The sequence below is a fragment of the Bradyrhizobium sp. STM 3561 genome, from assembly GCF_045571455.1.
GTDB lineage: Bacteria > Pseudomonadota > Alphaproteobacteria > Rhizobiales > Xanthobacteraceae > Bradyrhizobium > Bradyrhizobium vignae.
Window position 1 is genome coordinate 8,250,478 of record NZ_CP120695.1, and the last position, 14,776, is coordinate 8,265,253.

12 protein-coding genes and 1 pseudogene are annotated in these 14,776 nt (G+C 58.3%); 7 read left to right on the top strand and 6 right to left on the bottom strand.

Annotation, left to right across the window (positions count from 1 at the left end; translation table 11 throughout):
* The first annotated feature begins 712 nt into the window (after positions 1–712).
* The 4 genes from P6U28_RS38900 to P6U28_RS38915 all read left to right on the top strand — a co-directional run bounded on the left by P6U28_RS38900 (position 713) and on the right by P6U28_RS38915 (position 4,624).
* Complete coding sequence (locus P6U28_RS38900) at positions 713–1,600, top strand: TauD/TfdA dioxygenase family protein (RefSeq protein ID WP_407121159.1); 888 nt, start codon at positions 713–715, stop codon at positions 1,598–1,600.
* 1,809 nt (positions 1,601–3,409) lie between these two features.
* The gene (locus P6U28_RS38905; RefSeq protein WP_407121161.1) at positions 3,410–3,682 is read left to right on the top strand and encodes a DNA -binding domain-containing protein; all 273 of its coding nucleotides are present in this window, start codon (positions 3,410–3,412) and stop codon (positions 3,680–3,682) included.
* A gap of 164 nt (positions 3,683–3,846) precedes the next feature.
* Positions 3,847–4,041, top strand: a complete 195-nt coding sequence (locus P6U28_RS38910; RefSeq protein WP_407121163.1) for a transcriptional regulator domain-containing protein — start codon at positions 3,847–3,849, stop codon at positions 4,039–4,041.
* 46 nt (positions 4,042–4,087) lie between these two features.
* Positions 4,088–4,624 (top strand): DUF2285 domain-containing protein, encoded by a 537-nt coding sequence (locus P6U28_RS38915; RefSeq protein WP_407121165.1) that lies wholly within the window; start codon positions 4,088–4,090, stop codon positions 4,622–4,624.
* 249 nt (positions 4,625–4,873) lie between these two features.
* Here P6U28_RS38915 and P6U28_RS38920 read toward each other — a convergent pair whose 3' ends face one another.
* The 3 genes and pseudogenes from P6U28_RS38920 to P6U28_RS38930 form a co-directional block, all read right to left on the bottom strand.
* A complete protein-coding gene (locus P6U28_RS38920; protein ID WP_407121167.1) occupies positions 4,874–5,809 on the bottom strand; it encodes a LysR family transcriptional regulator in 936 nt (311 codons plus the stop codon).
* 136 nt (positions 5,810–5,945) lie between these two features.
* Entirely contained in the window at positions 5,946–6,227 is a 282-nt protein-coding gene (locus P6U28_RS38925) for a helix-turn-helix domain-containing protein (protein ID WP_407121169.1), read from the bottom strand.
* A 190-nt stretch (positions 6,228–6,417) separates the two neighbouring features.
* Positions 6,418–6,635: pseudogene (locus P6U28_RS38930) on the bottom strand (transposase); the annotation flags it as partial.
* A gap of 659 nt (positions 6,636–7,294) precedes the next feature.
* On the opposite strand from P6U28_RS38930, the gene P6U28_RS38935 reads away from it, so the two are divergent.
* On the top strand, positions 7,295–7,513 hold the full coding sequence (locus P6U28_RS38935; RefSeq protein WP_407121171.1) for a hypothetical protein: 219 nt from the start codon (positions 7,295–7,297) through the stop codon (positions 7,511–7,513).
* A gap of 420 nt (positions 7,514–7,933) precedes the next feature.
* On the opposite strand, the gene P6U28_RS38940 is transcribed toward P6U28_RS38935, so the two are convergent.
* Positions 7,934–9,119 (bottom strand): IS3 family transposase gene (locus P6U28_RS38940; RefSeq protein WP_407121173.1). Its coding sequence is split into 2 segments (ribosomal slippage): positions 7,934–8,867 and positions 8,866–9,119, totalling 1,188 coding nucleotides; the frame shifts between segments, so codons are not numbered across the junction.
* Positions 9,120–9,219: 100 nt separating this feature from the next.
* On the opposite strand from P6U28_RS38940, the gene P6U28_RS38945 reads away from it, so the two are divergent.
* The gene (locus P6U28_RS38945) at positions 9,220–10,314 is read left to right on the top strand and encodes a KamA family radical SAM protein (RefSeq protein ID WP_407123166.1); all 1,095 of its coding nucleotides are present in this window, start codon (positions 9,220–9,222) and stop codon (positions 10,312–10,314) included.
* Positions 10,315–10,702: 388 nt separating this feature from the next.
* On the opposite strand, the gene istB is transcribed toward P6U28_RS38945, so the two are convergent.
* Both istB and istA read right to left on the bottom strand, forming a co-directional pair.
* On the bottom strand, positions 10,703–11,566 hold the full coding sequence (gene istB / locus P6U28_RS38950; RefSeq protein ID WP_407121175.1) for an IS21-like element helper ATPase IstB: 864 nt from the start codon (positions 11,564–11,566) through the stop codon (positions 10,703–10,705).
* The gene (istA, locus tag P6U28_RS38955) at positions 11,566–13,065 is read right to left on the bottom strand and encodes an IS21 family transposase (RefSeq protein WP_407121177.1); all 1,500 of its coding nucleotides are present in this window, start codon (positions 13,063–13,065) and stop codon (positions 11,566–11,568) included. The genes istB and istA overlap by 1 nt, the downstream gene beginning before the upstream one ends.
* Before the next feature lie 245 nt (positions 13,066–13,310).
* Between istA and P6U28_RS38960 the strand changes: the two genes are divergently transcribed.
* Positions 13,311–14,765 (top strand): IS4 family transposase, encoded by a 1,455-nt coding sequence (locus tag P6U28_RS38960; protein ID WP_407121179.1) that lies wholly within the window; start codon positions 13,311–13,313, stop codon positions 14,763–14,765.
* Positions 14,766–14,776 lie beyond the last annotated feature (11 nt).

The window sequence follows — 14,776 nt, forward strand, 5'->3', positions numbered from 1 at the left end:
GGCGGGTCACCGCCAGGACACCTGCATTCGTGCCAAGTGCAAATTTCGGAGAAAATGGAGGGATTGAGTCCATTGTTAAGCTACATCGGAAGTTGCAGCCTTCTCGCTTTGCGCGGCTCTCCCGCTAGTCCAAGTGGATGACAGCAAAATCGGCTGATCAAACAGCCGCTCAATGAACAACTCGAAGTCGCAAAAAAATGATCATGAACCCGTTGAAGTGGTTACAGTAGTGATATACATCTATAGATAGAATTACTTTCGTATCCGCTTCGCAAGCGCAGGCCGCGAACCAGTTCCAATCTTCATCGTGCGCATGAGGCAGTCCAGCGGAGTCGTGTTCGAGGATTTTCCAAGCACGAGTTCTGAGACGAGGCGAACGTTGCGCGAGCTCAAAAAGAAAGCTGGTTTCGTTTCATGGACTAGACATGGATTGCGTCTATGATCTGCACTGTTGATCAGGCTGCAAATCGATCTGGGGGCCTCCTATGCGAGTCTCCTTGGATGAGAACGGCACTAGCCGTCTCGACACGCAGAGGGAGTCGGATTCTAAAATGCTGGTGGTGTGTATCAGAATTCTGCCGCCTAATTGAGCGGGGCGGTGATCCACGCTCAGTGAATTCTGGTGTGTAGCATCAAAGCTGGTTTCGCAGATTTGTCTCCAGACGCGATCACCACTGAGCTTGTTTAGACATGCACAGAAAGAGGCGCCGTCATGAGTGAAACAATGGCTGTTGAAAATGTCATTCCGCGAGCGGACATCGTCAAGCACGCGGAGCGGCTTGGTGCCGAAATCAAGAACATTGCGCTGTCGGACGATTTGCCTGACGATGTCATCGTAGCGTTCAACCGGCTTCTGCTAGAGCATAAGGTCATCTTCTTCCGTGATCAGGGACATCTCGACGATGCACAGCAGCAGCGCTTTGTGCGCCGGCTCGGCTCGCTGATACCGAATCCCACAATGGCGGACACAATGGGCGGTTCAACGATCCGGCAGGAGCTGTCTGATCGCGCCTGCGGTCATCTCAACCAGTTGAACGACGAGCGGGTCCGCACAGCCATTTCGGTGCTGCGGCTCGCCGCGGACCCGCCTTTTGGTGGCGACATTGCTTGGTCGAGCAGGGCGGCCGCTTATCTTGATCTTCCCGATCCCCTGCGGATGCTCGCAGATAACCTCTGGGCTGTGAGCTTCGTCGCATCTGATCTCACTGCGACAGAGAGGACCACCGAAGCCAACAAGCGGCGTTGGTGCGGCGTATCCACCGGAACGATCTACGAAACGACATATCCGATTGTTCGTGTTCATCCCGAGACGGGCGAACGCATGCTATCGCTCGGTCGTTCCGTGAACAACTTCGTCGGCCTGCAGCGCGATCCCAGCCAAAGACTGTTTGAACGGCTGCAATCCTATCTCATTGCGCCAAGGAACACCCTGTGCTGGAACTGGAAATCAGGCGACGTCGTAATCTGGGACAATCGCGCGACTGAGCCGTATCCTGTCAACAATACCGGTAGTCCTCACTCGGCCATGGACCAGCTTGCGATTGACGCCCGCGTACTGCACGTGAAGAGGCCAAAATCAAGGGCCGCAAAGGCTGCCTGACATTGTCCGCATCTCCCGGATTTCACAAGACGCCGGGAGACCTAACGCTAAGTTGCGGCCCTGCAATGTGGAGCGGAGCCGGGTTTCTTATGCGCCAGACCGGCTAACGGGCGCAGCTGGCACCTGCTCAACTTCTTCACGGCCCAATAGCATTAATCTTCAGGCATAGTCTCTGTTCGCCGGTCAAACCGGTGACGCTGGGTTTTTGATGATCTGATGCAACCGTTGGCTCTCGCTCGCCGAGCAGCATCCCCTTCATCGTATCGGGATAGTCAGGCCCGGCGTAGCTCACACCCAATTCAGAACATATTCGCACGATCCCGCGACGCGTCGGATGGCCTTGATTCACAGCGTCCGGCGCCGGCTGAAACTATCCCGCTCGCGATCGCGCCGGCGTCTTACGTGTCCCATAAACAAACCACCACTCCAGCCTTTCCAGGAGCGCCTAAATTGCGCCCCTGCAAGGGCGCCACACCTTCCCGATATTCGGCCAGCGAGAGATCCCATCCTCAAGCCGCACACCAGCTTGATCCTCGGACCGACAGCTCTAGACGAGGGATCTGCTCTCATGCTCTTGCGCACCAGGGTAGCAAGTCCCTCCATGCCCTTGCGGAAGTCTCTTTGTTGGGCGTTGCGATCACCCGAACCCCACAAACCGACCACAGCTCCAAACAGACTCTTCGAAAACCGCTGTTTCAAGCGACCGTCGATAGGTTTCCGGCGAGCGGGGCAAGCCCTCGTTTGAAGATGCTCGGCCTTATGACGGGTGCCCGGGTTCGCTAGGCGGGACCCTGCCGGGACGACATCGGCTGGAGCAGGAGATCGGAAGCGTCGGCTGTAGATCGATGAAGCATGTGGGCCGCTCCGGCTCCTCCTTCCCGTCGCTAGCTGAAACATCGCTCCCGCAATAATTACCTCCTGTTCCGACAGGGGGCGCGCCGGTTTGCGTCCAGCTTGGGGCATCGCATCCTTGGCCGGCTCAGCGAACAATTCGGACAAGTGAATACCCAAGGGCACGGCGATACGGTCCAGGAGATCAATGGTCGGGTTCTCTTTCTTTCTACTTAGTGCCGCCCATGTATGAGCCGTCAATCCCGGCATCATTGGCCAATTGCTCTTGCGGAATGCCGCTCTCTACGCGGATCCGGCGCACATTCCTGGCCAAAAGCGCACAAGCGTTCATGCGCAGGGGCAGCCATTCTGCTGATTATGAAACCACTGGTTATAGCCAGACTGTTACGATAAACTCGCAGCAGCAGTGGCTGTGCTCCCCAATTGCTTCGAGGAATCAGGCAACGGTGAGATGCAGACGCAGCTAGCGTGCCCGTCTTCTCGTTGACCATCACAAGCGTTCTCGCGGGGCAATAGCTTGCCACTAGTGGCAGAGAAGAAATAACGCTCAGAGGTATCTGCGGCGTTTTCCCGGGACCGCGACTAGATAGGACGAACGTTCAACTGTGGCTCGAAAGGGAAACGAATATTCTTCAGTTGGCCGGTTCTGGTTATTGCCTTTCACGAGTGCGACCGAGCCGGTCCACCGGGGACCACCGTGCCTTCGGCCGTAGGAACACAACAGCAAGGACAACCTTGTTACCTAGCACATCTGCAATCGCTTCCAGTATGGACTGCGGTGAAAACGTGAAAGCGCAGGATGGAGGCCACCAGGTCAGTGTGAGCCGATATGCGATTGCCGTCTTGGCGCGAAAAGGAGGTTGGCGTGCGACCATTGGGCAGGTACCAAACGACCTCAAACTAGTTATCGTTGCTCTGATTTCGGTAGATTTTTGAGCTGGGTAGGAGTTTCAGGCAGTGCCAGCCGAGCCGAAGATCGCAGAATTGGCGCCCAGCGTCGACGAGCTCACGTCATATGATAAGGAGCACGCTGTTGCCTACATCCGACTTCTTGATGCGGACGCGGCCAAGGCAGACTGGCGCGAAGTCGCGCGAATTGTGCTTGGGCTTGACCCCGCCGTTGAACCGGATCGTGCGCGACGCACATACGAAAGTCATCTGACGCGGGCCAAGTGGCTAGCGGGCCACGGCTATCGCGATCTGCTACGTAGCGGTTGGCCAAAACAATGATCAGCGCGGATGTCAGGATCGCCGGAATGCGTCGCGATCGCAAAAGTTGATCATTCCATCGATTTAGTGAGTGCAAGGCGCGCACACGGTAAGCAAGCAGCCGGAAAGAGCCACAATCATCGGATGCATTTCGCCGCGTCTGAAGATTGTGCGGGAAAAGTGCGATGCCGAATAGTGACTGGAGATCTGAGGAAGCGTACAGCGGCCTGAAGAAGGCGGATGCTGCCGACCTGGCCTGGGAGTGGCTGCGCCGGGATCGCGACTACCAAGAGGATTATAAGCGGCTGTCTCGCCGCGAACGTTCAAGCGCAGCGGCGGGCCAGTTCCGACGCAAGTGGGGGCTCTCGTTTTCCTGCTGACCCGCAAAGGACTTTCGACGAGCATTCAGTCTTTTGGGCACCCGAGGTGCTGCCGACCGTACTGGCTGTGCGGCCGGCCAACTGCATTGCGCCCAAAAGCTATCAGCTCGATTTCGACAATCTGCCGGGCGGCGAGCTTCGCCGTGCGCGGGACGGATGGCATGCGATCGTGCCGCTCGGGGGTACGAAGCATCGCCTTTGGCTGAAGGAGCTTCCAGTGAGCGGATATGCTGTCGTCGTTGATCTTCCGCTCGACGCCGATTTCGAGCTTCGGTTGGGGGCCGCACGTCGATTTTGGCTCGCCCTCGAGCGTCGGCCGCTCGGACAGCCTCCTCTTGCTATGCCTGCTTTGAAGCAGCGTCGGCTGATCCTTGCGCTGCGCGCAGTGGATGGATGGCAGGAAGGAAATAGCTATCGCCAAATTGCGCAAGGCCTGTTTGGAAGTCATCGTGTGGCCGAGCGCGCCTGGAAAACAGACGATTTGCGCAGCCGAACCATTCGGCTTGTTAAGCTGGGGCGGCGCCTCATGCGCCTTCGCTGGCGAGCATTGCTCGGCAAACGCAGGGGCAGGCATGACAAGTAAAGGGTTGCGGCGCCCATAAACGGCCTACCTTCCGTTCTGCCTGCCCATTCTTCTGCTGCGATGGCACGATGTCGGATAGGATGAAGTCTTTGCGCTCCGATCTCTCATTGTTGGCGTCTTGATTGCTGCACCAGAGCGGCGCCATCTCCGTAGGCTTCGACGACTGTGCTCGAATAGTTTCTTAACTCGAGCGCTCTCGACTTGAACATTTATCTCCTGCTGTACCGGATTGAGGAAGACCGCTAGACGTCAGGCAGCCTGCGCAAGTGCGACCTTCTTGCAAAGACGAGCCAGCCATCGGCAGAAAGAACGTGCAATCTCGGGGTGCGCGCTGCGATCCACAGCATAGGCGCGATATTGCATGCCACTTGGAGCGCGGGAGCCGGGGACGATTTGCAAAGCGCCCCCTCGCACCAGATCACTGACGATGATTTCTGGTGCGACAAGAAGGCATTTTCCTGTCATGACGGCCGGCAAAGCAAGATAGTTGTGATCATACCGTGCGCCCGCTCGTATGTCACTTGAAGACAGGTTCATGGCTCTCAGCCATGTCGGCAGAATGTCGGGACGGGACGTGATGTTCAGTATAGGGGTTGAGCGAACAATCGAGAGCTCTTTGCCCCCGACGAGCTTTGGCGGGCCGACGCACACCAGCTCTTCTTTGTAGATCTCCCAACTGTCGGCGGGTTCGATGACGGAAAGATCCCGTGTAATCAAAATATCGAAATCATCTGAAGATGTCGGCGGCGCCAGCGAGCTGACGATGTCCACAATCACGCCACCGGCTTCAGAAGAGAACGCCTGCAGATTTGGAATAAGAAGAGAGAAAGCAAAGGTCGATAATGATGTGCGGACCACAATCCGATTGCCTCCTGCGCCTGCACGGCGTCGCATTCTCTTCGCGGTGAAGCCGACCGTTTCGATCGGTTCAGAGACTGCGTTTGCGAATAGCCTCCCAAACTCCGTTAAATCACTGCGCCGTCCACGCCGCTCGATCAGGTCAGCGCCCAGATAGTCCCGCAGTACAGACAAATAGCGGCTGACTGAACTCTGTGTTGTTCCCAAAGTGGTGGCGGCGCGTGTGACGCTGCCTTCGCGGGCGACCGTCACAAAGGCGCGGATGGCGTTTAAAGGAACTTCGTCGTCTTGAGCCGCCACTGTCTGCTCCGGCGCCAGAATGAACATTCATCACATTACTCGATGTCCATAGGGGGATTGCAGCTTATAAAGGGTCGGTTGCGCTTAAACTCCACGCCGAGCCACTGAAACTGTTCCGGGACTGCAGAAGATCTGCGTCAACAGCTCGGTGCTGTAACGGGGGCTATATCCTTTTGCGGCGTGCCGACTTCGGCTTGCGACCTTTAGGTAAGGTAGCGGGCGGCGGCGCACCCTTGGACGGCCGAACAAATAGCTCCGAGACAGCAACGCCGAGTGTCTCGGCCAGGCGATCGAGAAGATCGATTGTCGGGTTTGCCTGTTGGCGCTCAAGTCCGCTCATGTAGGAGCGGTCAACACCTGCATCGTAGGCCAATTGCTCTTGCGGAATACCGCGTTCGACGCGGATCCGCCGCACATTGTAAGCCACAAGCGCACGAGCTCTCATGCGCGAAAGCAGCCATTTTGATGGTCATCAAACCACTGGCTATAACCGACCTAAAAACCCAGCAAATTTAAAGTTTTGATCGAATTATTCGATGGGTGTCACCGAATGGCTGTTCCCCGACGCTACTGGGGCGGGCCGCACAAGGGCTGGGTATATCGACCATCCATCAATGTGCGGCGGCGCAGATTTTGAGCACGGCGTCTGCTCGCCGCCGCTTCGGCCCCGTGTTCTCGTCCTCGAGCGTCTTCAGCCGCTTGGCCTCGGAGACCTCCGTCCCGCCGAACTTGGCCTTCCATTTGTAGCGTCGCTGACGCCATGCTTGCGGCACAAATCGGCGACCGAAACGCCGGCCTCATGCTCCTTTCAAATCCCGATGATCTGCTCTTCCGAGAAGCGGCTGCGCTCTATGCTCTGATCCTTGTCGTGGGGCCAAAACGAACTCCAAACTGGATTAGCCCCCTGGGGCAAGGTCAAATTCGGCAGCGCTGGCAGTCGTTTGAACCATGAATGAGCGCGATGGCGAGTTCGCCGTCGAGAGCGATCGCAATACGATGCTCAAGAGGAGGCAGCACATCGGTCTATCGGACCCATGCTCTGTGCTCACAAAAACCACGATCCACGCGCAGATAGCGTCAGCTGGTAGTGACCGCGATCAGTATGCTGGCGCCGAGAACACTGTACGGCGAACGGAAGGAGAGAAAGGTGGTTCTACAGTAAACCTCCAAGAAAGGCCTCCGACATGCCCATCGGGGCCTTTTTGGCGCCAATTGTCGCGCCACGCGGGATGTTCGCTTGGAGGATGATCGCGCGCTATTCGCCCCATGACCTGCCCCTGAAGCTTCGGTCCAGCGGCGCTAGCTGAGACCGGCACATTGGACCATTTTTGGCTAAAGTTTTCGCTGCCGAATCCTCTCGGCTGGGAGGAGCGGCAGACTATGAAGGCCTCGCGATCTTCCGGCATCGCGTCTGCAAGAGCTGCTGCCTTGGGAATGGAAGCTCCTGCGCCAAGCGGACAAGCCCGCCGATCCGCCGCCTGACCTTCAAGCAATGCCATCATAGAGCTCGCCGTGCGCGCGCATACGTCGATCGGGCGGTCTTCGTCGTATGCGTCGGTGGTCTTCCTCAAGGTCGCGGATATCGACAGCCGGTGGATGGTAATCTGGGTCGAGCAGGGCAAGGGCGGCAGGGACCGGTACGTCATGCTCTTGCAGCTTCTGAAGAGTCTAGAGGGCCTATTGGTGGCCAACCCGACCGACACGCTGGCTGTTTCCCGGCCGCGACGGTGAGCGGCTGCTTGATGCGACCGTGCTGCAATCAGCGTGCCGCTCGGCCCACATCGCAGCCCACTTTCGTTGAGGACATGCCTTGCGTCGAACAGCGCGCCAGAAAGTTGGTGGGGCAGGTCCGCAGCAGGCGCGCATTCGAACCTGCCCATCCGCTCGTCGTGAAACTTCTTGCACATGACGATGAGCGGCGGAAGGAATAATCTATCATGACTTGCGCGGCCGCCCTTGCTCGCGCACGACGCCTTGGACTGCCTTGAACGCCGGCGACCGGGCGCTTGCAAATGTGCGGCCGAGCTGGACAGAGTGCCTCTCTCAACTCTCGAGGCTGGTAGCCCTCACCACAGCAGGTAGGTATCGATCCACTATTGTTGCTGTAGAGTAGACGAGCAGATCGTATCGCATTGACCTGCCACTGAATTTTCATCCGGCAGCGGTTAGAGTCTCGGAGCTTTGTACGCCAAGTGGCGCGGTTGGAGCAACGGACGATCGGCGGAGCTGGTCGGGGTTGCGTAGCCGATCGTCCGTTGCGGTGAGGTGGGCGGCATAAGCCGCGGGGGTCATGTATTTCAGCGACGAGTGAGGCCGCTGAAGATTGTAGTCGGCAACCCAATTGGCGATCTTGGCGCGGGCATGGTCGAGATCGAAGAAGAGAGTCTCGTTGAGCAGCTCGTCACGCATCCGGCTGTTGAAACTCTCGACGAAGCCGTTCTGCATCGGCTTTCCCGGTGCAATGAAGTGCCAGTCGATAGCTGCGTCCCTGCACCAGGCGAGCATGGCATTGCAGGTGAACTCGGTGCCGTGGTCGGACACGATCATTCCTGGCTTGCCGCGTCGTTGGACGACGGCCGTCAGTTCGCGAGCGACGCGTCGTCCTGAGATCGACGTATCCGGAATGGCGCCCAGACATTCCTTGGTGACGTCGTCGACGATGTTGAGGATGCGGAAGCGCCGACCGTTGGCGAATTGGTCGTGGACGAAATCCAGCGACCAGCGCGCGTTGGGCATCGCCTCGACTAGGATCGGGGCACGGGTCCCCACGGCCTTGCGGCGAGCCCGCCGCTTGCGGACGGTGAGCCCTTCTTCCCGATAAAGCCGGTAGATCCGGTTGATCCCCGATGGCTCACCCTCCCGCCGCAGCAGCACGAACAGCCGGCGGTAGCCGAAACGCCGCCGCTCGTTGGCAAGGTCACGCAGCCGGCCACGGAGAGTCGCGTCCGGAGGACGGCTGGAGCGATAGCGGATCATCTTCCGATCCGCTCCGACAATCGAACAGGCCCGCCGCTCCGACAGGCTCATGACGGCCTGCAGATGCGCGACCGCAGCGCGCTTGGCGGCGGGCCCTACCATTTTTTGAAAGAAGCTCGCGAAGGGCGGCGGCGTCGAGCATCTGCTCGGCTAGAAGCTTCTTCAGCTTCGCGTTCTCGTCCTCCAGCGCCCTCAGCCGCTTCGCCTCTGAAACGTCCATGCCGCCGAATTTGGCCTTCCAATTGTAGATCGTTGCTTCCGAGACCCCGTGCTTGCGAGCCAGGTCGGCCGTCTTTGCCCCAGCCTCATGCTCCTTCAACACTGCGATAATCTGCTCTTCCGTGAACCTTGCTCGCTTCATCTGTCCGTCCTTCTTCGGGCCGGACTCTAACTCCATCTGGAGAAATACGCAGGGGCAGGTCACCATCAAACGCGCTGATCAGGACAGACGAGGTGTCGCAATGGAAACCATAGCTGATCCGCAGGATTGCAAAGCGCGCGTACTGAAGTTCATCGAAGAAACGCGCGTAGTTAGCGACAGCGAACTGCAAATCAACAACATCACGCCTTATCATGTCACAAAGTTCTATCGCGAGCAGATTGCCAAAGACAGGTACTACGATCAGCTGAAGCGCATTGTGGAGCCCTCACTGGACGAGTTCGAGAGCCCAGGCACCTTGGATACGAGCGGCGAACACGACAACACCGTCGTTCCGGGACTGCAGCACAAGTACCCGCAGACCGGCCTGTTGCTGGTGACGGAACGCTGCGGTTCATATTGCCGTTATTGTTTTCGCAAGCGAATCGTGGGCAAGGCTTCCGATGAAATCGCACCGGACTTCGATCAGGTCGCGCAGTATATTGCGCGCCATCCTGAGATGACCAACGTATTGCTATCGGGAGGCGACCCGTTCGTGCTTAGTACGGCCAAGCTGAATAGGATCCTTGACCACCTGCTGCCTATCAATCATTTGAGTTCGATCAGATTTGGCACAAAAATGCTGGCCTATGAACCAAGGCGGTTTGAAGATTCCGCTCTGCCGACACTGTTCGAGCGGATTCACAAGGCAGGCAAAACTCCAATAATCGTTACGCATTTCGATCACCTGGGTGAGATCTCGTCCGATGCGGAGCACAAACTTCGCTCGCTGCGAGCACAAGGCGTGCAGTTCCTCAACCAGGCCGTACTTCTCGCGAAGGTCAACGATGATCCCAAAATCCTCGCAGAAACCTTCGCCAAATGCCACGACATCGGAGTGCGCCCTTACTACCTCTTTCAAGCGAGGCCGGTGAAGGGCGCATCCCATTTTCAGGTTGCGCTCCGACGGGGGATAGAGATTGCTCGCAGCGTCAACCAGCGCCTTAGTGGGATCGAGAAGACGTTCAAATACATCATGTCTCATTACACAGGAAAGATCGAAATACTGGATTTGGGAGACGATGGCCGCGTGTACATGCGATATCACCAAAACAAAGTTCCCGAGAAGATCGGGCAGATCTTTTCCCGGCCTCACGTCGAGGCTGCCTGCTGGTTGGACGATCTGCCAGAAGAATGAGATCTAACGGCGCTCAATGCTGATTACGAACTCGAGCGAGTGCAGCGCGCCGGCGACGCTCATCGGAGCCGGCCAAGCCCGGCTGAATCTCCGTCGGGCAGTGCAGGGCAAGCCACCTCACTACTGCAGGAGTCTCGACATGTGGCCTGGGTTGGCCTCTGGCCGAGCTGGAGAACTTTGCTCCCGATACGGGTCCTTGCCGAGGAAACATGATTTCGGCCTTTGATGGTTGGGGCACGGGTCAGATTTCCCGGTGCCACGCTGGGATGCGTTCCGGTGAGAGTACGGCGTAGTGACGACCCTGCTCAGTAGGTCGCGGTCGTAGCTTTGGAAGTGCATTTCCTGTTCGGTTTGATCCGATTTCACGCCTGCATGCGGCGTAGGCCTGTCAATCGGCTTGCAAATTTGACCCCTCATCGGCGTCCAATTTTGACCCCTTCGGGCGGCGGGGTTTGGCGGTAGCGCTCGTCTCGTCGGAGCTGGCCGGGATAGCGGAGGCGAGACGAGCGCGGGTGGCGTGATCGTCGTCTCGGCTCTTGAACCGCCAGCTATCGTTTCCGGTCTCGACAATGTCGCAGTGATGGGTCAACCGGTCGAGCAGCGCGGTGGTCATCTTGGCGTCGCCGAACACGCTCGGCCATTCGCCAAAGGCTAGATTGGTGGTCACGATGACAGAGGCGCGCTCATAGAGCCGGCTGACGAGGTGGAAGAGAAGCTGACCACCAGACTGGGCGAAGGGCAAATAGCCGAGTTCATCTAACACGATGAAGTCCATCCGGGTCAGATGCTCGGCGAGCCGTCCTTGCCGTCCGTTGCGGGTCTCGGTCTCGAGGCGATTGACGAGGTCGACTACATTGAAGAAGCGACCGCGAGCCCCGGATCGGATGCAGCTTCGGGCGATGGCAATGGCCAGGTGGGTCTTGCCTGTGCCGGTGCCGCCAACCAGCACGAGGTTGCGTTGTTGGGCGATGAAGCCGCCGCCGGCAAGATCATTGACGAGCGTCTGGTTGATCGGCGTTCCGTCGAACTGGAAGTCGGCGATGTCTTTGGCGAGCGGCAGCTTGGCAATGGTGAGCTGGTATTTGATCGACCTGGCTTGCTTCTCGTTGATCTCGGCGTTGAGCAGATCGCCGACAATGCGTTGAGGCTCGTGCTGGCGCTTGACGGCAGTTGCCATGATCTCGTCGAAGGCAGCCTTCATGCCGTAGAGCTTAAGTTCGCCCATGAGGTCGAAGATTTGGGTTCGTTCCATCAGTTGGTCCTCCGGAGGTTGTCGTAGCGGGCACAATCGGCGATCGGCGCATGACGGAGCGTCAGTGCCGCCGGCGTCATGATGTTGGCCGGTGGAGCGGGTTCACGTTGACGGGCCAGGATATTGAGAACGACATCGCCGGAATGGACGCTGTGACTGAGCGCTTCGGCACAGGCCGCTTCAACCGCCGGCAGACCGTCAGTCAGCACGCCGTTGAGGATGTCGACCATCTGCCGATCGCCATCGTCGGTGCTGGCAAGCTTGCGCCGAATCCGCTCAATCGCGGCTGGCAGCACCCAGTCTTTGAAGGGAGCACCGTTGCGCAAGGCGCCGGGTTTGCGGGCGAGCACCGGCACATAATGCCAGGGGTCGTAGACGGTCTCGCCGCGGCCAAAGGATCGCGGGTGCTCGGCAACGATGCGTCCGTCCTGACGGATCACGATGCGATCGGCATAGGCTTGAACCTCGACCGGTCGTCCGACTGCGCTGGCTGCGACCGAGTACTTGTTGTTGTCGAAGCGCACCAGGCAGGTCTTCGAGACCGACGCCGTTACCGCATGGAAGCCGTCGAAGCGCCCGGCATAGGGAACGAGTTTGGGACGTTCGGCTTCGAACACCTCCCAGATCGTCTGATCGACCAGCTCCGGGTGGCGATGCGCCTTGGCGTAGGCGATGCATTTGTCGAGCAGCCAGGCGTTTAACTCGTCGAGGTTCTTGAACCGCAGCCGCGGGGTGAAGAAGCGCTCCCGGACCAGCCCGACCTGGTTCTCGACCTGCCCCTTCTCCCAGCCCGACGCTGGCGTACAGGCGACCGGATCGATCAGATAGTGGCTGCACATCTGCAGGAAGCGGCGATTGTAGAGACGCCCTTTACCGACGAAGATCGTCTCTACGGCGGTCTTCATGTTGTCGTAGATGCCGCGGCTGCAGGTGCCCTTGAACAGAGCGAACGCCCTGTCGTGGGCGTCGAACACCATCTCCTGTGTCTCCCGCGGATAGGCTCGCACGAACAGCATGCGGCTGTGACAGAGCCGGACATGGGCGGCCTTCACCATCACCGTGGTGCCGCTCAACAGGACGACCTCGTGGCTCCAATCGAACTGGTAGGCTTCGCCGGGTGCAAAGCTCAGCGGGACATAAGCGGCCGCGGTCGATTGCCCGCGTTCTTTGCTCCACCGCCTGGCATAACGCCGCACCGCATCGTAACCTCCGTCATAGCCGCGGCCGCGCAGCTCTTCGAAGATCCGGATCAACGTCAGCTGTTCACGAGCCGACTTAGCCGCGTTCGCCGCCAGCAGCCTATCGAGCTCCGATGCCCACCGGCCCAGCTTTGGTCGTGGCTGCACCTGCCGCTCGTACTCGAAGGAGGTCTCTCCCGACCTAAGCACCTTCCGGACCGTGTTCCGCGACACCTTCAGGTCACGGGCGATCTCCTTGATCGTCTTGCCCTTGATGAAGTGCTCGCGCCGAATCCGCGCAATCGTCTCCACGATCAGCATCCCCGACCACCTGCTTCGTTCCAAAGCAGGCAGCGCAACAGACCAATCTGTAGGGGGTCAATTTTGGACGCCGATCCCCCGGCTTAGGGGGTCAATATTGCAAGCCGAATGACAGTAGGCCTTCGTCGGCTTTCAATTACCCATAACTTTGACGACTCGGGCTGATCCGCTGATCGGCGAAATCTTGAATCGAAAGAATCACTTGTGATTCCTTGCTGAGCACCTGATTCGCGAGGGGGTGCTCTATGGGGCTGACATTAAGGGATCGATCGGCAAAAGGCTGTTTGCGGTCCTTGGAAGATGAATGTTGGATTGATCGAGAGAGTAGCGGATGCGAGTTTAGGGACGCGCGGCTCGGCGACAGATTCCGCAAACTGCTCACGCAGATTGGAAGCGCCATGGGACAAAGCATTCCGCTCGTCTGCCAGGATTGGGCGAATACCAAGGCAGCCTACCGCTTCTTCTCTAATGACCGGGTCAGCGAAGCGGACATTCTGGCCGGCCATTTCCAATCGACACGTAATCGTGCCGCCACTGAAGGTCTCGTTCTTGTGCTGCACGACACGACCGAATTTAGCTATCAACGCGAGAAGTCAGAAGCGATCGGCATCACGAAGAGCATAAACAGTGGACGGGATAAGGCGGGTCGCCTCAGATCGCACACGGTTTGCGGCATCCTGATGCATTCGAGCCTCGCGGTTACAATCGAAGGTGTGCCGCTGGGGTTGGCGGCCGTCAAGTTCTGGACCCGGAAGAAATTCAAGGGAACAGCAGCGCTTAAAAAGAAGATCAATCCGACCCGGATTCCCATCGAGAAAAAGGAAAGCGTCCGGTGGTTGGAAAATCTCAAGCAGTCTACGCAACTCTTGGATCATCCGGGACGATGCATCCATATCGGTGATCGCGAGAGTGACATCTACGAGCTTTTCTGCGCAGCGCAGGAGACCGGAACTCATTTCCTGATCAGGACCTGCGTCGACCGCTTAGCTGGAGACGGGGATCACACGATCGCCGACGAAATGGACGAGGTCGCCGTCAAAGGGCTCCATCGCATCGAAGTCAGAGACAGCAACGGCGATTCCGACCAGGCCGTTCTTGAGATCAGGTATCGCAAGATTCGAGTCCTGCCGCCGATTGGAAAGCAGAAGCGCTATCCCGCTCTGACCCTGACGGTGATCCATGCCGAAGAGCGCGGGACGCCGAAAAACAGAAAGAAGATCGATTGGAAGCTGATCACCGACCTGCCTGTTGGTTCCCGCGCCGACGCCATTGAGAAGCTCGAATGGTATGCTTTGAGATGGAAGATCGAGGTGTTCCACAAGATCCTCAAATCGGGCTGCAAAGCTGAGGAGTCGAAGCTCAGGACCGCCCAGCGTCTGACCAATCTGATCTCGCTGTTTTGCATCCTGACTTGGCGGGTCTTCTGGATGACGATGCTCAACCGCTCCGTCCCAGACGCGCCGCCAACCCTCGCGTTGACTGCGACTGAAATCGGCGTGCTCGATCGCCTCGTCAACGACAAACCAAAAGGAAGCCAGAAAACGCTCTCGCACTATCTGATCAAGATCGCCCGGCTCGGCGGTTATCTCGCCCGCGCCAGCGATCCGCCGCCCGGTAATACCGTCATGTGGCGCGGGCTGTCACGCCTCACCGACATCGCGCTGGGCGCCATGGTCGGAGCAGAATTTGTGGGTAATTGAAAGCTTCGTCG

Excerpts from the sequence above, each read along its gene's own strand:
- P6U28_RS38900 (WP_407121159.1), top strand. The coding sequence starts at position 713 with ATGAGTGAAACAATGGCTGTTGAAAATGTCATTCCGCGAGCGGACATC.
- P6U28_RS38910 (WP_407121163.1), top strand. The coding sequence starts at position 3,847 with ATGCCGAATAGTGACTGGAGATCTGAGGAAGCGTACAGCGGCCTGAAG.
- P6U28_RS38920 (WP_407121167.1), bottom strand. The coding sequence starts at position 5,809 with ATGTTCATTCTGGCGCCGGAGCAGACAGTGGCGGCTCAAGACGACGAA.
- P6U28_RS38925 (WP_407121169.1), bottom strand. The coding sequence starts at position 6,227 with ATGAGAGCTCGTGCGCTTGTGGCTTACAATGTGCGGCGGATCCGCGTC.
- P6U28_RS38945 (WP_407123166.1), top strand. The coding sequence starts at position 9,220 with ATGGAAACCATAGCTGATCCGCAGGATTGCAAAGCGCGCGTACTGAAG.
- istB (WP_407121175.1), bottom strand. The coding sequence starts at position 11,566 with ATGGAACGAACCCAAATCTTCGACCTCATGGGCGAACTTAAGCTCTAC.
- istA (WP_407121177.1), bottom strand. The coding sequence starts at position 13,065 with ATGCTGATCGTGGAGACGATTGCGCGGATTCGGCGCGAGCACTTCATC.
- P6U28_RS38960 (WP_407121179.1), top strand. The coding sequence starts at position 13,311 with ATGGGGCTGACATTAAGGGATCGATCGGCAAAAGGCTGTTTGCGGTCC.